The following is a 16366-nucleotide window of genomic DNA, read 5'->3' as shown; positions in this document are numbered from 1 at the left end:
GTGCGGCCATTCTAGCGTTTACATCACCAGACCCATAGGTAGAATGGCGCCCTTCCGTTTCGAGTCTGAGCAGATCACATGGCGTTGCCGACCTTAAGGATCATTGGTTTCATCATCGGCATCTTCCTGATTACCCTGGCCGTCGGCATGGCCGTGCCCATGGCGACCCTGGTGATCTTCGAGCGCACCGGTGACATGCCGTCGTTTCTCTGGTCGAGCCTGATCACCTTCATCGCCGGCCTGGCCCTGGTGGTGCAGGGGCGCCCGGAGCATGTACACCTACGCCCACGCGACATGTACCTGCTGACCGTCAGCAGCTGGCTGGTGGTGTGCGTATTCGCCGCGCTACCGTTCCTGCTGACCCAGCACATCAGCTACACCGACGCCTTCTTCGAAAGCATGTCAGGCATCACCGCCACTGGCGCTACCGTACTCAGCGGGCTCGATAACATGTCACCGGGCATCCTCATGTGGCGCTCGATGCTGCACTGGCTCGGCGGTATCGGTTTCATCGCCATGGCGGTGGCGATCCTGCCGCTGCTGCGCATCGGCGGCATGCGCCTGTTCCAGACCGAATCGTCCGACCGCTCGGAAAAAGTCATGCCGCGCTCGCACATGGTCGCCAAGTCGATCGTGGCGGTTTACGTCGGTTTCTCCATCCTTGGTGCGTTGGCCTTCTGGTGGGCAGGCATGAGCCCGTTCGATGCGATCAACCACGCCATGTCGGCCATCTCTACGGGTGGGTTCTCCACCTCCGACCAGTCGTTGGCAAAATGGGATATCCCGGCCGTGCACTGGGTGGCGGTGGTGGTGATGATCATGGGCAGCCTGCCGTTCACCCTTTACGTAGCCACCCTGCGCGGCAACCGCAAGGCGCTGATTCGTGACCAGCAGGTACAAGGCTTGCTGGGCATGCTGGTGGTCACCTGGCTGGTACTGGGCACCTGGTACTGGTACAGCACCAACCTGCACTGGCTCGACGCCCTGCGCCACGTGGCGCTGAATGTGACCTCTGTGGTCACCACCACCGGTTTCGCCCTGGGGGACTACAGCCTGTGGGGCAACTTCTCGCTGATGCTGTTCTTCTACCTGGGCTTCGTTGGCGGCTGCTCTGGCTCGACCGCCGGCGGTATCAAGATTTTCCGCTTCCAGGTGGCCTACATCCTGCTGAAGGCCAGCCTCAACCAGCTGATTCACCCGCGCGCGGTGATCAAGCAAAAATACAACGGTCATCGCCTCGATGAAGACATCGTGCGTTCGATCCTGACGTTCTCGTTCTTCTTCGCCATCACCATTTGTGTCTTGGCGCTGCTGCTGTCGCTGCTGGGCGTGGACTGGATGACTGCGCTGACCGGTGCCGCCGGCACGGTTTCGGGTGTAGGCCCAGGCCTGGGTGAAGTGATCGGCCCGTCGGGCAACTACGCCACGCTGCCTGACGCGGCCAAATGGATTCTGGCGGCCGGCATGCTGTTGGGTCGCCTGGAAATCATCACGGTGTTGGTGTTGTGCATGCCGGCGTTCTGGCGTCACTGAGCACTTCGCCTTCCGCGCCCAGGCGGGCGCGGTACTCGCTGGGCGTGGCATCGAACCAGCGGCGGAACGCCCGATAGAAGTTGCTGGGGTCGGCAAAGCCCAGCAGGTAGGCGGTTTCCAGCAAGGTCATGCCCGGCTGGGCCAGGTATTGTTCGGCCAGTTCGCGGCGGGTGTCGTCAAGCAAGGTCTGGAAGCTGGTGCCTTCCTCCTGCAGCCGCCGTTGCAAGGTGCGCTGCGACAGGTGCAGGGCCTGGGCCAGGGTTTCGCGCTTGGGCTCACCCTGCGGCAGGATGCGGCACAACACCTGGCGTACGCGGTGGCTAACCCGGCTTTCGGAGAAGCGTGCCAGGTACTCGCCGGCAAACCGGTCGTGCAGCACCGCCATGGCCTCGTTCGCGGTCGGCAGCGGCGCCTCCATGTCGGCCCGCTCGAACACCAGTGCATCATGTGGGGCGCCGAACACCAGCGGCGAATGGAACGCCACCTTGTAAGGCTCGACATTCTTCGGCTGCGGCCCCTGCACCAGTACCCGCCGCGGCTGGACCGGCCGGCCACTGAGCCATTTGCACAGCGCCAACGCACAGGCCAGCGACGCTTCGGCGCTGTGCCGGGTTGGCGGCAGGTGGTCACCGTGCACGGTCAGAATCAGCGAATAACCCTCGGGACCGAGGACGAAACTGAGGTCGGAGCTTTCGGCGATGATGCGCTGGTAGCGCACCAGGCGCTCGAAGCCCTCGGCCAGGGTGCGGCTGGACATCAACGCATAGCCCACCACATGGAACGACGCCGGGCGGACCACCCGTGCCATGTTCAGGCCGATGGCCTCATTGCCCGACAGCTCCACCGCCAGCTGCCAGAGGCGGGTCATGGAGTCTTGCGGAAAACGTGCATCGGGGTCGTCGAGGGCGGCAAAGTCCAACCCCAATTGCTTGAACATGGCTCTGCAATCCAGCCCTTCCAGTTCAAGTGCCTTCACGATCCCTGATGCCCAACTGGCTGACGTTGTTCTTTCGCTCATGACAGGCTTCTTTTACCAACCGCTCCTGCGGTGAACCCCAAGGATACTCATTTGGCGCCTATTGTCACTGGTAGGCCCCGTCAGTCACTCTAGACTCGAATCAGGCTCCACGCCGTGTATCTTGTCCAGAAGTATTAATCCCGGAGCACTGCCATGAACAGCACAGCGCAGTTTCGCAGTTTTGCCGAGTTCTATCCGTACTATCTGGGGGAGCACAGCAACCCCACCTGCCGCCGCCTGCACTTCGTCGGCACCAGCCTGGTGATAGCGCTGCTGGCCTACACCATTGGCAGTGGCAAATGGTTGCTGCTGCTGGCCGTGCCGGTGTTCGGCTATGGCTTTGCCTGGGTTGGGCACTTTTTTTTCGAGAAGAATCGGCCAGCGACCTTTACCTATCCGCTGTACAGCCTGGCCGGGGATTTCGTGATGTTCCGGGATATCCTGCTGGGCAAGCTCAGGCTGTAAGCGTCCGAGGCCGCTTGGCGGCACTCTGCCCTCGGCCCCTAAGCCGGCTCGCGCAACGCCGCCACGGCCTGCGCTTCGGCCAGCCGATACAGTTCGACGCTGCCATCCCAATGCTCGATCAGGGCCGTGCACGACTCCACCCAGTCCCCGCAATTGAGGTAGTCCACCTCACCCACCTTGCGGATCTCGGCATGATGGATATGCCCGCACACCACTCCATGAAACCCACGACGGGTGCATTCATGGGCAATGGCATTCTCGAAGTCGCTGATGAAGTTCACCGCGCCTTTCACCTTGTGCTTGAGGTACGCCGACAGCGACCAGTAACCATAGCCATAGCGCGCACGCCAGTGGTTGAGCCAGCGGTTGAGCACCAAGGTGAATTCGTAGGCGCGATCACCCAGAAACGCCAGCCAGCGGTGGTAACGGGTAATCACATCGAACTGATCGCCATGGACCACCAGCAGCCGGCGGCCATCGGCTGTCAGGTGCTCGGCCTCGTCTACCAGCTGAATGTTGCCCAGAATCAACTTTGAGTAGCGGCGCAGGAATTCGTCATGGTTGCCGGTGACGTAGATCACCTCGGTACCGCGCTTGCTCATGGTCAGCAGCCGGCGGATCACGTTGGTGTGAGCTTGCGGCCAATAGATCCCGCCGCGCAGTTTCCAGCCATCGATGATATCGCCCACCAGGTAGACGCGATCAGCCTGGTAGCCCTTGAGGAATTGCGACAGGTGTTCGGCCTGGCAGTCGCGGGTACCCAGGTGCACGTCGGAGATCCACAGGGTACGCACGCGTTGCTTGCGCGAGGGGCGGGACAGTTCGGCATGGCTCATGGGCAGGCTCCGGCGCAGTTTGCTGGAGACTGGCAGGCGCGCATGACAGCGCCATGGCAAAACAGTGACGAGTGATGGCGTGCAGGGATTGAGGCACAATGGGCGCCTGCCCTGCGAGGAAGCCCCATGACCGCCGGCCCGATCCTCTCGCTGCGCCATTACCGCGACAGCCTGATCGCCCACAGCCACGAACACCCGCAACTGGTGTTCGGCCTGCGCGGCCGCCTGGAGTTCGAGGTCCAGGGGCATGGCGCCGGCATTGATCGCCAGGGGCTGATCGTGGTCCCGGCGGGTGCTCATCACACGTGCGCCAGCGATGCCGGCAGTGATTGCCTGGTGCTTGATGTGCCTGGGGAGCCTTGGCTGCGCGAGCACCTGGGCGAGCATGCCGATGCCAGCCGCCGCCTGCTCGACCGCCCCGCCGCCGTAAGCCTGGATGAGCGCCAGCAGCAACTGGTGGACTGGCTGGCGAGCAGCCCCGTGCACGACCCGCTGATTGCCCGTCAAGGCGCGGCACTGCTGCTGGCCAGCCTCAACGCCACAGCGGCAGCCAGCGTGCACGCCAGCCAGCGCCTGCCCTACAGCGCCTTCGATGCGCATATCGAGCAGCATGCGGCTTACCCGCTGCAGGTAGCTGACCTGGCGCGCATCGCCGGGCTGTCCAGTGCCCGGCTGCATGCGCGCTTTACCACTGAGTGCGGCATGACGCCGATGGACTACATTCGCCAGCGGCGTTTGCTCAAGGCCCGGCGGCTAATCGTGCAGACCGTGCTGCCGATAGGCGAAATTGCGGCGCAGGTGGGGTATAGCTCGCAAAGTGCCTTTTCAGCGGCGATGCTACGGGCGTTCGGGTGTACACCTTTGGCTTTGCGGCGAGAGTCTGGCGATAACTGACAGCAGTCTTGCGACAGAACGTGTTCGCCTGAGGCTTTAGACTTTGCCTTTACCGGCCCTTTCGCGGGTAAACCCGCTCCTNGGATGCCCCCGCCTGAAGGTTGTGCAAAACCTGTAGGAGCGGGTTTACCCGCGAAAGCGCTGGCACAACCTGTAGGAAAGGGTTTACCCGCGAAAGGGCCGGCACTGCCTGTAGAGATCTTCATCAAGGACCCATCATGAACCACCGCACCGCCCTCGGCGCACTGCACATTGGCGCGCTGTTCTTCGGCCTTACCGGCGTCTTCGGCAAACTGGCCGCCAGCGCCAGCCCGGCGATCATCGTCTTCGGTCGCGCCGCCTTCGCCGTACTCGCCCTGGCCCTGTTCGCCAGCCTGGCCGGCCCGGGCTGGCAACGCGTGAGCCGCCAGGATACGCGCCGCCTGCTGCTCGGCGGTGTGCTGCTGGCCGGCCACTGGGTCAGTTTCTTCATCGCCGTCAAAGTGGGCGGCGTAGCCATCGCCACCCTCGGCTTCGCCAGCTTCCCGGCCTTTACGGTGATCCTCGAAAGCCTGCTGTTCCGCGAGCGTATCCACCGTAACGAAGCCGTCTTGGTCGTGCTGGTCAGCATCGGCCTGATACTGGTCACACCGGCATTCGACCTGGCCAGCGAAGCCACCGGCGGCCTGCTCTGGGCACTGCTCTCGGGCCTGCTGTTCTCGCTGCTGTCACTGACCAACCGGGCCGGCTCCGGACGTTTGCCTGCAGTGCAGGCCGCACTGTGGCAAAACCTGGTGGTGGGCCTGTGCCTGCTACCGTTCGCGGCGCCCGGCCTGGCCGACGTTGCGACCCTGGACTGGCTGTGGATCGCCCTGCTCGGCATTTTCTGCACGGGGGTGGCGCACAGCCTGTTCGTCGCCAGCCTGGCAGTGATCAAGGCGCGCACCGCTGCGGTCGTGTTCGGCATGGAGCCGGTCTACGGCATTGCCGTGGCCTGGGCAGTGTTCGCCGAAACACCTACCGTGCGCATGCTGCTGGGCGGCGCGCTGATCATCTTCGCCATCGTGCTGTCCAGCCGCCTGGCTGCCGAGCAGCCGCCCAGGCAGCGGCCACTGACCGAGGGCGCCTGATCAGCGGTCGTTGTGACCAAGGTCACGCTGCGGGTCGACCAGGTCGCGCACCCGCTGCTTCAGTGCCTTCGCCTCGGGGAAACCGCCGTCGGCCTTGCGCTCCCAGATCTGCACGCCATTGCAGGTGATGCGGAAGACCCCCCCGGTGCCCGGCTCCAGCGCAACCCGGCCTAGGTCGTCGGCAAAGGTGCTGAGCAGTTCCTGAGCCAGCCAGGCCGCACGCAGCAGCCACTGGCACTGGGTGCAATAGGTGATGACGATTTCCGGCTTGTTGTCAGCCATGGTGAAACATCTCCAGGTAAGGGGCCGCTTATACTAGCGGTCTTTAGCCCACGGTTTGAGAGTCACGATGCGCCGTCTGCTGTTCTGTTTTCTGCTCGCACTCACCTCGCTTACGGCAATCGCTGCGGAACCCGCCAGGCCCAAGGTCGGCCTGGTGTTGTCTGGCGGTGCTGCCCGTGGCCTGGCCCACATCGGCGTGCTCAAAGCACTGGAGGAACAGGGTGTGCGCATCGACGCCATCGCCGGCACCAGCATGGGCGCGGTGGTCGGCGGCCTGTACGCCTCGGGCTACAGTGTCGAAGAGCTGGAAAAACTCGCGACCACCCTTGACTGGCAACAGGCGCTCTCCGATGCCCCGCCGCGCAAGGATGTGCCGTTCCGGCGCAAGCAGGATGACCGTGACTTCCTGGTCAAGCAGAAGCTCAGCTTTCGCGACGACGGCAGCATGGGCCTGCCGCTGGGTGTGATTCAGGGCCAGAACTTGTCACTGCTACTGGAAAGCAAACTGGCGCATACCGCCGACACCCGCGACTTCGATAAGCTGCCCATTCCTTTCCGCGCCGTGGCTACCGACATCGCCAGTGGCGAAAAAGTCGTGTTCCGCCGGGGTCACCTGCCCCAGGTAATCCGCGCCAGCATGTCGATCCCCGCCGTGTTCGCCCCGGTCGAACTGGACGGCCGCCTGCTGGTGGACGGCGGGATGGTCGACAACATTCCGCTGGATGTGGCCCGCGAAATGGGCGTGGACCTGGCCATCGTGGTCGACATCGGCACCCCGCTGCGCGATCGCAAGCAATTACTGACGGTGGTCGACGTGCTGAATCAGTCGATCACTTTGATGACCCGGCGCAACTCCGAAGAACAACTGGCCAGTCTGCACCGCGACGACATCCTCATCCAGCCATCGCTGACCGCCTTCGGCGTGACTGACTTCGGCCGTGCCCGCGACATGATCGACGCCGGTTACCGCGCCACTCGCCTGCTTGACCCACGCCTGGCCACCCTGCGCCAGCTCGAGGGCGACGCCAGCCTGGCCGTGGCCCGCTCGCCGCGCCAGCGCACGCCGGTAATCACCGCAATCCGGATCGAAAACGACTCCAAGGTCAGCGATGATGTAATCCGCTCGTACATCCGCCAGCCGATCGACGCACCGCTGGAACTGGGCCGCCTGCAGACCGACATGGGTACGCTGTATGGCCTGGACTACTTCGACAGGGTGCAGTACCGCGTGGTGCACAAGGGCAACGACAATACCCTGGTGATCAACGCCCGGGGCCGACGCGGCGGCACGGACTACCTGCGCCTGGGCCTGAACCTGTCCGATGACCTGCGCGGCGACAGCGCTTTCAACCTGGGCGCCAGCTACCGGGTCAACGGCATCAACAGCCTTGGCGCCGAATGGCTGACCCGCGGCCAGATCGGTGACCAGCAAGCGCTGTACAGCGAGTTTTACCAACCCCTGGATGTGGGCTCACGCTACTTCATCGCGCCGTACCTGGACCTGGGCTCGCAGAACATCGAAGCCACCCTGGACAACGACCCGGTCGCCGAGTATCGCCTGGAGCGCTATGGCTTTGGCCTGAACGTAGGCCGGCAGATCGGCAACAGCGGTGAAGTGCGCCTGGGCGTGGGCAAGGCCTGGGGCGAAGCTGAGGTGCGCATCGGCGACCAGGACCTGCCCAAAGTCAGTTTCAACGAAGGTTTCTACGAGCTGAAGTACTCGTTCGACACCCTCGATAACGTGTACTTCCCGCACCATGGCGAGGATATCGGCCTCACCTTGCGCAAATACGACAAGTCGCTGGACTCCGACCAGGATTACCGGCAGTGGCTGTTCACCCTGGACAAGGCCATCAGCAGCGGGCCGAACACGTTCGTACTGGGTGGGCGCTACGGGCGCACGCTGGACGACACCGAAGTGGTGACGTCGAGCTTTGTGATGGGCGGGGCGCGAGAGCTGTCAGGCTTCCGCCAGGACTCGGTATCGGGGCAGAACGTGAGCCTGCTGCGCATAGTCTATTACCGCCGGCTGACGCCACGGGCCTATGTGCCGCTGGACTTCCCGCTGTACATCGGCGGCTCGCTGGAGCGAGGGCGGGCGTGGAACAATGACAACGAATTCGACAGTGGGTACATCAATGCGGCGAGCATCTTCCTGGGGCTGGAGACGCCTCTAGGGCCGCTAAACTTCAGCTACGGCGCCAACAGTGCGCATGAGCAGGCGGTGTACCTGAACCTTGGGCACACCTTCTGAGGCTTGCACTGCACCTGCAACAATGGGGGGAGCTCAGGACTTTTCGAGATTGGCCAGGATCTTGGCATGCACGCGCATGCAGACCTGCAAGTCCGCCTCGTCCACGCCGGTAAACAGCTCTACCCGCAGCTGGTTGGCGATGGTCTCGATCTGATCGATCAACGGCTTGGCCGGCGGGCACAGCACAATCTTCTTCGCCCGCCGATCCTCCAGCACCGCCTGCCGGCGCACCAGCCCTTGCGCTTCCAGGCTGTCGAGCAGACGCGCCAGGGTCGGGCCCTCGACACCTACGCTCTGGGCCAGCTCACGCTGGGTCGGGGCGTCTTCGAAGCGCGCCAGGTGCAGCAACACCAGCCAGCGCGCCTGGGACAGGTTGAGCCCGGCCAGGCGGCGGTCCAGCTCGGCACGCCAACCTCGGGACATCTGGGCCAGTTGCATGCCAAAGCGGTGTTGGTTGTCGTTCAGGGGCATAAGGAACTCATTGGAGTAGATCTAATTATTAGGCAGCTAATCATGCCCTGCCCCACGAGGCAAGGCTCGGCCATGGTTACGCGTTCGATAATCGTCAAAAAGCATGACAAAGGTCAGCAGATGGCGCTTCTGCCTTCGATCCTGCATGCGTTTACAATTCGAATTCCGCCGCCAGCGCTGCGCGCACGCAATAAAGTACGCCCTCCGGCACCCGCGCCCCGAACTGCGGGGCAATGGCCGACACCGGTGGCAGCTCACCCTCGCCATCAAGAAAGGCGTCCTGCACCTCCATCATCAGGTCTTCCGGCAAGTCGATGGCCTGGTCCAGACTCAGCTCCTGGCGGCCCAGCGCCTCGGCCAGCAGGCTATACACATTCTTCTCGCTGCAGTTGAGCTGCCCGGCGATCTGCGCCGGGGTCATGCCGGCACGGGCCAGGCTGACCAGTTCGTGACGCAGGTCGAGCACCACTTTCGGTGCCTCGTCGGTGCCACCGCTGCTGTTCAGCACTTCGAGGAACGCCTGCCCGTAGCGCTCCAACTTGCGCGCCCCCACACCGCTGACCTGGGCCATGTCGCTGAGGCTGACCGGCTGGCTGCGCAGCATCTCCAGCAGTGTCGAGTCGGGGAAGATGACGTAGGGTGGCACACTGTGTTCTTCGGCCAGCTTGCGGCGCAGGGTACGCAGCGCTTCCCACAGATCGCGCTCTTCGGCACGCACCAGCTGGCTGGCCGGGCTGCCGCCGCTGGACGACGAGGTTTTGGCTGTGGTCTGCGGTTTGAGATCTCGGCGCAGTTGCAAGGTCACCTCGCCGCGCAGCAGCGGCCGGCAGCTGTCGGACAGGCGCAGACCGCCGTAGCCTTCCAGGTCGATATCGACCAGGCCGCGCGCCACCAGCTGACGGAACAGTGAACGCCACTCGACCTCGGCCAAGCCTTTGCCAACGCCGAATACCGACAGCTTCTCGTGGCCGAAATTGCGCACCTTCTCGGTGTCCTTGCCCAACAGCACATCGACCAGGTGGCCAACACCATAGCGCTGGCCGGTGCGGAACACCGCCGACAGCGCCTGGCGGGCCGGCTCGGTGGCGTCCCAGGTCTGGACGTTGTCGACACAGTTGTCGCAGTGCCCGCACGGTTGTTCGAGGGTTTCGTCGAAGTAGGCCAGCAGCGACTGGCGGCGGCAGCGCGTTTCTTCGCACAGCGCCAGCATGGCGTCCAGCTTGTGCTGCTCGATACGCTTGTGGCGCTCGTCGCCTTCGGAGTTCTGCAGCATCTGCTTGAGCATCACCATGTCCTGCAGCCCGTAGGCCATCCAGGCATCGGAGGGCAGGCCGTCACGGCCGGCCCGGCCGGTTTCCTGGTAGTAGGCCTCAAGCGATTTGGGCAGGTCGAGGTGAGCAACGAAGCGCACGTTGGGCTTGTCGATACCCATGCCGAAAGCAATGGTAGCGACCATGATCAGCCCTTCCTCGTTGAGAAAGCGGTGCTGGTTGGCCGCACGTGTCTCGGCGGCCAGGCCGGCGTGATACGGCAGCGCAGGGAACCCCTGACTGCAGAGGAAGGCGGCGGTTTCGTCGACCTTCTTGCGCGACAGGCAGTAGACGATGCCTGCGTTGCCACGACGTTCGCCGAGGAAGGCCATCAACTGCTTGCGCGGTGCCTCCTTGGGCACGATGCGGTAGAAGATGTTGGGCCGGTCGAAACTCGACAGAAAGCGCTCGGCGCCCTGCAGGTGCAGGCGCTGAACGATCTCCTCGCGGGTTCGCATGTCGGCCGTAGCGGTAAGCGCAATGCGCGGCACATGCGGAAACAGTTCGGCCAGCTGGCCCAGCTGCAGGTACTCGGGGCGGAAATCGTGCCCCCATTGCGAAACGCAGTGGGCCTCGTCAATGGCGAACAGCGAGATGTCCAGATCGCGCAGGAAGTCGAGCATGCGCGGCTGCACCAGGCGTTCCGGCGCCAGGTACAGCATCTTGACTTCACCACGGCGCAGGCGCCCGGCCAGTTCACGCTGCTGCTCCGCCGTCAGGGTAGAGTTCAGGGCGGCCGCAGACACACCCAGCTCGTCAAGGGTGGCGACCTGGTCGTCCATCAGCGCGATCAGTGGCGATACCACCACCGTCAGGCCCGGGCGCAGCAGCCCCGGCACCTGGAAACACAGCGATTTGCCGCCACCGGTGGGCATCAGTACCAAGGCATCGCCGCCATTGGCCACGCATTCGATGATCGCTGCCTGGCGCCCACGGAAACTGTCGTAGCCGAAGATGTCCTTGAGAACGCGCTGAGCCTGTTCGAGCATGTGCAACTCCAAATCGCCGTACCATCCTGGATAAAGGCTGGACGAAAAACCCGCCCCGCACACGCCAAATGCGTAAGCGGTTTTTGCCAGGCAGCCGTTAAAACCTGCCCCTGGATGAAAAATCGCGAAGTATACCGCAGCACCGTGCTGCACATGCACCGCGGCGATAGACGTTCCCTTTGCCCCGCTGCCGCTGCAAGGTGCTAGAATTCGTTATCGTTTATTCCCCAAGGTAGCCCTGTAATGTCCTTCGCCGAGCAACTGACCCGCCTGCAAGCCTTCCTCGACGCCGACGAGCTGCACGAAGAAGCGCTGGACTATGTCGCCGCACACGGCTACCTCACCGCTCTTTCGATCAACGCCGAGGACGTGCCCGAGCGCGAGTGGATCGACGCCCTGTTCGCCGAGGAGCCGCACTACGCCAGCGAAGCCCAGCGCACCGAGATCGAGGCCACCCTGGTGGCGCTCAAGGCGCACATTGCCCGCCAGCTGGCCAGCGACGAAGAATTCGACCTGCCCTGCGACCTCGACCTGACCGATGAGCCGGACGATTCCGACCTGCGCGGCTGGTGCATCGGTTTCATGGAAGGCGTGTTCCTGCGGGAAGAGGCGTGGTTCGAAAACGCCGAGGAAGAAGTCAGCGAAATGCTGCTGCCGATCATGGTGGGTTCGGGCTTGTTCGACGAACAACCAGAGTTCGCCGACATCGCCAGCAACGCCAACCTGCAGGATGACATGATCGTGCAGATCCCTGAGGCACTGAGCGCACTGTTCCTGCTGCTGCACGCCCCTGACGAAAAACCGGCGCTGCTCAAGCCACGCCACCACTGAGCTACCTGTGCGCTACCTGCTGCTGGCCACTGGCTGGCTCAGCGTCGCGCTGGGGGTGCTGGGGATATTCCTGCCGGTATTGCCCACCACCCCATTCCTGCTTTTGGCGGCGGCCTGCTTTGCCCGCAGCTCGCCGCGCTTCCATCACTGGCTGGTCCATCATCCCAAGCTGGGGCCATGGATCCGTGACTACCTCAGTGGTGAAGGCATCCCCCTCAAGGGCAAGGTCTACGCCATCGGCCTGATGTGGGCCAGCATTGGCCTTTCGTGCTACCTGGTCCCGCTGTTCTGGGCACGTACCTTCATGCTGACCAGTGCCGTACTGGTTACCCTGTACCTGCTCAGGCTGAAAACCCTGCACAAGCCAAAGTGACAATATTTTGTCGCCAAATATCGCTTTCGCCTAATCAACACCTTCTTTATCCGAATTAGTTCTGGAACCGCGTGTAGACCTTGTATCCATGGGTTTTCAAGGCATTTCCCGCCTTCGTTCCGCGCCCTTGAACACACACCTATTAGACAACAACGATCTTATATGGCAATTTGATATGAATAAATCTTCTTATCTATCGCGTTGAATGTACTTAGCTGTGTTGTTAAAAACCTGCAACACTATACGCGATACGTTTATCGTCATTTTTTTGGCGAACAGCAGGATCAATTCCAGGATCAGGGAGATGTACCATGCGCGTTTTGAACCCCATCACCAGTGCTTTACTGTTGGCCCTGGCGAGTGCCAACGTACAGGCGATGTCGATTACCGAGGCTGTCCAAAGCGCCGTGGACTACCACCCACAAGTCAGCTCCAACCGTAACAGCAAGCTGTCGGCCGATGAAGACGTGAAGTTCGCGCGTGGTGGCTACTACCCTTCCGTGGACCTGGTTGCCGGTTATGGCCGCCAGCGCTCGGACAATGCCACGACCCGTGCCGAGGGTAACCACAACAAGGAAACCCTCAACTACACCCAGTCCGAACTGCGCCTGCGGCAGATGATCTTCGACGGCTTCAACACCGCGAATGAAGTAGGCCGCACCGAGGCGGTCTCTACCTCGCGCGCCTATTACACCCAGGCCGTTGCCCAGGATGTCGCCCTGCGTGCAGTCGAGGTCTACCTGGAAGTGCTCAAACGCCGTGAACTGGTGACGCTGGCCAAGAACAACCTGCAAGCTCACCTGCGCGTCAACGACCAGATTGGCCTGCGCAACGAGCGCGGCGTCGGCAGCACCGCCGACCTCGACCAGTCCCGCGCACGTCGCGCCCTGGCGGAAAACAACCTGGACACCGCCGAAGTCGACCTGGCCGATGCCGAGGCCAATTTCTTCAGCGTGATCGGTCGCGCCCCGGACGAGCTGGAAAGCCCGCAGAGCATCAAGGGCGAGGTGCCAGGCACCCTCGACGAAGCCCGCGACGGCATGCGCCAGAACAACCCGTACATCAAGTCTGCCCAGGCTGACGTCAACGCCGCCGAGCGGCAGTACGAAGTGGGCAAGTCGACCTTCTACCCGCGCTTCGACGCCGTTCTGGCAACCGGTGCCAACAACAACACCGGCGGCGAGAAAGGCCACAACAACAACGACTGGCAAGCTGGCGTGGAGATGAACTACAACCTGTTCCGCGGTGGCAGCGACAAGGCTCGCCTGCAGTCCGACGCGCACAAGATCAACCAGGCACTGGACATTCGCAACAACGCCCTGCGTGAGTTGACCGAAAACCTGAGCCTGGCGTGGAACGCCATGAACAACGCCAGCAAGCAGCTGCCAACCGCGCGCGAATACGCCGAGACCACCAAACGTGTGCGCGCGGCCTACCAGGACCAGTTCGGCCTGGGCCAGCGCACCCTGCTGGACGTCCTCGACAGTGAGAACGAGCTGTACAACGCAGACCGTCGCTACACCGAGGTGCGTTATACCGAAGAGTTCTCGCGCTACCGCGTACTGGCGACCATGGGTGAATTGCTGAGCAAACAGCATATTTCGTTGCCACCAGAGGCGCTGGCGACCACGGAAGTCCGCACCGAGGCGCGTCTGCCTGAGATGCGTTGAGCGGGTTTTAGGTAGCGGGGCTGCTTTGTGCTGCGAATGGGCTGCAAAGCAGCCCCCAACCCTCATTCGCGGCCATGATTACGCTGAAAAGTCTCTACGCCCATGGCCCTGATCTGCCCCTCGATCAACGCCTCGAACGGCGCCAGCAGTGCATCGAAACAGGCCGGTTGCTCCAGCGTGTTCAATGCCCCGACCACCGCCTCGATCGTCGACAATGCACCCGCCTCCGGCGCTTTGCGCAACCGATAGCGTGAAGCGGCCGCCTGGGCCAGCGTCACCCGTGGCAGCCCCCCCAGCAACGGGTTCAGGTACAGCAGCTTGCGCGCCTTGCGCCAGGTGCCGTCGGGCACGATCAGCAGCAAAGGTTTGTCGCCCGCCTCGCCATAGGCTGTCAGCACCTGGGCGTCATCACCCGGGAACAGCAGCACCGGCTGGTATCCGGGGGTGGCGAGCAGGTCAGGCAGGTCATCGAACACCTCTCCAATCCGCAGCTCGGCATTGTTCAGGCCAAGGGCAGCCAGGCGCGCCGTGTTCAGGGCATGGGCAGTTTCACTGGGGTGCTGCAGCAGGATCACACGGGTGCGGCTGTCGAGCGCGGGGATCAGTGGGCATAGGCAATGGTCGAGCGGGCGCTGGCAGCGCTCGCAGCGGGGTCTGGGCATGACGGTCTCCTTGGCGGGGACAGTTTGCCACATAACCGGGGCTCGCTTTGCGGGCCCCGCGATTTCAACGGTTGAACCTTTCCGCCAGGCTATGCAGGTACTCCGCCATGCGCTCGAGGTCCTGGCTGATTTCCGCGCCTTGCCTGGCTTGCCCGGCACTCTGGTCGCACAGCTGGGCAATTCTCACGATCTGCTGGTTGATGTCTTCAGCCACATGGCTCTGTTGCTCCGATGCCGTGGCCATCTGCTGGCTCATGCCAGTGATGCGGCTGACCGCCAGGGCAATCCCGCTCAGTGCCGCCTGCACCGCCTCGACACTGTGCACACTGTCCCGGGAAATCTGCTCGCCCCGGCTGGCAGTGCTCACCGCTCGCTCCGCCCCGGCCCTCAACGAGGCAATGATATGGTGGATCTCTTCGGTCGACGCGCGGGTACGCTGCGCCAATGACCGCACCTCATCAGCCACCACGGCGAACCCCCGCCCTTGCTCACCGGCGCGCGCCGCTTCAATGGCGGCGTTAAGCGCCAGCAGGTTGGTCTGCTCGGCAATCGAAGTGATCACGTCGACCACGCTGCCAATCGACTGGGTCTGCTCGGCCAAGGCGTTGACCGCCTGACCAATGTCATTGACCGCGTCGCTCATGCTGCCCATGGCTTGCAGGCTCTTCAGGGCCAGCTCGCTGCCCTGCTGCGCCAGTTGGTCGGCATCACCTGCCGCGTGTGCCGTGCTCTGCACGTTGTGGGTGACCTGCTGGATGGTTGCCGCCATCTGCGCGATCGCCGTGGCGGACTGGTCGGTCTCGCTGCGCTGCCGGTCGAGCATCTGCGCCTGGGCATCGGACAAGTCGGAAGACTGCGCCGCCCGCGACTTTACCCCGACACCGGCATCCACCAGCCGGGTCAGGGCCGTTTGCAGGCGGGCTTCTTCGCTGATGATGGCCAGGTCGAGCTGGCCCTGCAGGCCTGGGTTGTCGCTGTAGGTCAGCGCCACCAACGGACTGGTAAAGGCCTTGGGATGCTCAGCCAACGTGCGGCGAATGGCCTGGTTCTGCCGGTGCTCGACCCAGTACCAAGCCAGCAGCAGACTTGCCATCAGCACCGCGAGCGCCGCATAGGGGGGCAACCAAAGGTAACCCGCCGCCGACAGCAGGCCTGCGCCGATCAGTGGCCAGCCATGGCCCAGGCCGTGCCCCAGGCGAGCAGCCCACGGCACTGGGCCGCGACCATCACGCAAACGCGCATACAGTGCCTCGGCACGGCGGATCTGCTCGCGCGTGGGCACCGAGCGCACCGACTCGTAGCCACTGATCCGGCCTTGTTCGTATATCGCCGTGACATAGGCGCTTACCCAATAGTAATCGCCGTTCTTCGCCCGGTTCTTGACGATGCCCATCCAGGGTTTGCCCTGCTTGATGGTCTCCCACATGTGGCCAAACACCGCAGGCGGCATGTCCGGGTGGCGCACCAGGTTGTGCGGTTGGCCGACCAGTTCGTCATAGGTAAAGCCGCTGATTGCCACAAAGGCGTCGTTGCAGTAGGTGATTCGGCTGCCGAGGTCAGTCGTGGAAATAAGGCGTTGATCGCCGGGGAAGGTTCTTTCGTGCTCAGTGACGGGCAAATTCATGCGCATCTTGGGCGATCCTTGCAGGATGAAATAAGGGGAAATCAT

At 63.1% G+C, this 16366-nt stretch carries 15 protein-coding genes; 8 read left to right on the top strand and 7 right to left on the bottom strand.

The features are described 5' to 3' along the window. The first annotated feature begins 78 nt into the window (after positions 1-78). Positions 79-1533, top strand: a complete 1455-nt coding sequence (locus ACTJJN_RS15280; protein ID WP_004576878.1) for a TrkH family potassium uptake protein — start codon at positions 79-81, stop codon at positions 1531-1533. On the opposite strand, the gene ACTJJN_RS15275 is transcribed toward ACTJJN_RS15280, so the two are convergent. Further along, the gene (locus ACTJJN_RS15275) at positions 1490-2551 is read right to left on the bottom strand and encodes an AraC family transcriptional regulator (protein WP_010955193.1); all 1062 of its coding nucleotides are present in this window, start codon (positions 2549-2551) and stop codon (positions 1490-1492) included. The genes ACTJJN_RS15280 and ACTJJN_RS15275 overlap by 44 nt on opposite strands. 153 nt (positions 2552-2704) lie before the next feature. On the opposite strand from ACTJJN_RS15275, the gene ACTJJN_RS15270 reads away from it, so the two are divergent. Beyond that, positions 2705-3016, top strand: coding sequence for a DUF962 domain-containing protein (locus tag ACTJJN_RS15270; RefSeq protein ID WP_003254563.1), 312 nt, complete (start codon positions 2705-2707; stop codon positions 3014-3016). Positions 3017-3054: 38 nt separating this feature from the next. Here the strand turns inward: ACTJJN_RS15270 and ACTJJN_RS15265 are convergent, their stop codons facing one another. Then, positions 3055-3852, bottom strand: a complete 798-nt coding sequence (locus ACTJJN_RS15265; RefSeq protein ID WP_003254566.1) for a UDP-2,3-diacylglucosamine diphosphatase — start codon at positions 3850-3852, stop codon at positions 3055-3057. Between the two features lie 126 nt (positions 3853-3978). On the opposite strand from ACTJJN_RS15265, the gene ACTJJN_RS15260 reads away from it, so the two are divergent. Both ACTJJN_RS15260 and ACTJJN_RS15255 read left to right on the top strand, forming a co-directional pair. Further along, entirely contained in the window at positions 3979-4746 is a 768-nt protein-coding gene (locus ACTJJN_RS15260; protein WP_440781380.1) for an AraC family transcriptional regulator, read from the top strand. A gap of 218 nt (positions 4747-4964) precedes the next feature. After that, positions 4965-5855 (top strand): DMT family transporter, encoded by an 891-nt coding sequence (locus tag ACTJJN_RS15255; RefSeq protein WP_003254570.1) that lies wholly within the window; start codon positions 4965-4967, stop codon positions 5853-5855. Here ACTJJN_RS15255 and ACTJJN_RS15250 read toward each other — a convergent pair whose 3' ends face one another. Then, on the bottom strand, positions 5856-6137 hold the full coding sequence (locus tag ACTJJN_RS15250; RefSeq protein ID WP_003254571.1) for a SelT/SelW/SelH family protein: 282 nt from the start codon (positions 6135-6137) through the stop codon (positions 5856-5858). Positions 6138-6204: 67 nt separating this feature from the next. Between ACTJJN_RS15250 and ACTJJN_RS15245 the strand changes: the two genes are divergently transcribed. Beyond that, positions 6205-8391 (top strand): patatin-like phospholipase family protein, encoded by a 2187-nt coding sequence (locus ACTJJN_RS15245; RefSeq protein WP_440781379.1) that lies wholly within the window; start codon positions 6205-6207, stop codon positions 8389-8391. Between the two features lie 33 nt (positions 8392-8424). Here ACTJJN_RS15245 and ACTJJN_RS15240 read toward each other — a convergent pair whose 3' ends face one another. Together ACTJJN_RS15240 and recQ are read right to left on the bottom strand one after the other, a co-directional pair. Then, positions 8425-8862 (bottom strand): MarR family transcriptional regulator, encoded by a 438-nt coding sequence (locus tag ACTJJN_RS15240; RefSeq protein WP_003254575.1) that lies wholly within the window; start codon positions 8860-8862, stop codon positions 8425-8427. Positions 8863-9013: 151 nt separating this feature from the next. Further along, positions 9014-11161: a DNA helicase RecQ gene (recQ, locus tag ACTJJN_RS15235; RefSeq protein ID WP_088513405.1), complete on the bottom strand. Its 2148-nt coding sequence runs from the start codon at positions 11159-11161 to the stop codon at positions 9014-9016. Positions 11162-11404: 243 nt separating this feature from the next. Between recQ and ACTJJN_RS15230 the strand changes: the two genes are divergently transcribed. From ACTJJN_RS15230 to ACTJJN_RS15220, 3 genes are all read left to right on the top strand, one after another. Next, entirely contained in the window at positions 11405-11992 is a 588-nt protein-coding gene (locus ACTJJN_RS15230) for a YecA/YgfB family protein (RefSeq protein ID WP_010955200.1), read from the top strand. Between the two features lie 7 nt (positions 11993-11999). Beyond that, a complete protein-coding gene (locus ACTJJN_RS15225) occupies positions 12000-12365 on the top strand; it encodes a YbaN family protein (protein ID WP_003254578.1) in 366 nt (121 codons plus the stop codon). Positions 12366-12676: 311 nt separating this feature from the next. Continuing rightward, positions 12677-14035: a TolC family outer membrane protein gene (locus ACTJJN_RS15220; protein ID WP_017148158.1), complete on the top strand. Its 1359-nt coding sequence runs from the start codon at positions 12677-12679 to the stop codon at positions 14033-14035. Positions 14036-14097: 62 nt separating this feature from the next. On the opposite strand, the gene ACTJJN_RS15215 is transcribed toward ACTJJN_RS15220, so the two are convergent. Both ACTJJN_RS15215 and ACTJJN_RS15210 read right to left on the bottom strand, forming a co-directional pair. Then, positions 14098-14697, bottom strand: a complete 600-nt coding sequence (locus tag ACTJJN_RS15215) for a tRNA-uridine aminocarboxypropyltransferase (RefSeq protein ID WP_017148157.1) — start codon at positions 14695-14697, stop codon at positions 14098-14100. A 64-nt stretch (positions 14698-14761) separates the two neighbouring features. Further along, entirely contained in the window at positions 14762-16327 is a 1566-nt protein-coding gene (locus tag ACTJJN_RS15210) for a methyl-accepting chemotaxis protein (protein WP_070096451.1), read from the bottom strand. Positions 16328-16366 lie beyond the last annotated feature (39 nt).

It is taken from the genome of Pseudomonas sp. 22515 (assembly GCF_052044625.1).
Classification (GTDB): Bacteria; Pseudomonadota; Gammaproteobacteria; order Pseudomonadales; family Pseudomonadaceae; genus Aquipseudomonas; species Aquipseudomonas alloputida.
The sequence above is the reverse complement of the archived record's forward strand: the minus strand, read 5'-3'. Positions and strand labels throughout refer to the sequence as shown.

What these genes read in the sequence shown, in the direction of transcription:
- ACTJJN_RS15280 (WP_004576878.1), top strand. Translation starts at nt 79, where the DNA reads ATGGCGTTGCCGACCTTAAGGATCATTGGTTTCATCATCGGCATCTTC.
- ACTJJN_RS15275 (WP_010955193.1), bottom strand. Translation starts at nt 2,551, where the DNA reads ATGAGCGAAAGAACAACGTCAGCCAGTTGGGCATCAGGGATCGTGAAG.
- ACTJJN_RS15270 (WP_003254563.1), top strand. Translation starts at nt 2,705, where the DNA reads ATGAACAGCACAGCGCAGTTTCGCAGTTTTGCCGAGTTCTATCCGTAC.
- ACTJJN_RS15265 (WP_003254566.1), bottom strand. Translation starts at nt 3,852, where the DNA reads ATGAGCCATGCCGAACTGTCCCGCCCCTCGCGCAAGCAACGCGTGCGT.
- ACTJJN_RS15260 (WP_440781380.1), top strand. Translation starts at nt 3,979, where the DNA reads ATGACCGCCGGCCCGATCCTCTCGCTGCGCCATTACCGCGACAGCCTG.
- ACTJJN_RS15255 (WP_003254570.1), top strand. Translation starts at nt 4,965, where the DNA reads ATGAACCACCGCACCGCCCTCGGCGCACTGCACATTGGCGCGCTGTTC.
- ACTJJN_RS15250 (WP_003254571.1), bottom strand. Translation starts at nt 6,137, where the DNA reads ATGGCTGACAACAAGCCGGAAATCGTCATCACCTATTGCACCCAGTGC.
- ACTJJN_RS15245 (WP_440781379.1), top strand. Translation starts at nt 6,205, where the DNA reads ATGCGCCGTCTGCTGTTCTGTTTTCTGCTCGCACTCACCTCGCTTACG.
- ACTJJN_RS15240 (WP_003254575.1), bottom strand. Translation starts at nt 8,862, where the DNA reads ATGCCCCTGAACGACAACCAACACCGCTTTGGCATGCAACTGGCCCAG.
- recQ (WP_088513405.1), bottom strand. Translation starts at nt 11,161, where the DNA reads ATGCTCGAACAGGCTCAGCGCGTTCTCAAGGACATCTTCGGCTACGAC.
- ACTJJN_RS15230 (WP_010955200.1), top strand. Translation starts at nt 11,405, where the DNA reads ATGTCCTTCGCCGAGCAACTGACCCGCCTGCAAGCCTTCCTCGACGCC.
- ACTJJN_RS15220 (WP_017148158.1), top strand. Translation starts at nt 12,677, where the DNA reads ATGCGCGTTTTGAACCCCATCACCAGTGCTTTACTGTTGGCCCTGGCG.
- ACTJJN_RS15215 (WP_017148157.1), bottom strand. Translation starts at nt 14,697, where the DNA reads ATGCCCAGACCCCGCTGCGAGCGCTGCCAGCGCCCGCTCGACCATTGC.
- ACTJJN_RS15210 (WP_070096451.1), bottom strand. Translation starts at nt 16,327, where the DNA reads ATGCGCATGAATTTGCCCGTCACTGAGCACGAAAGAACCTTCCCCGGC.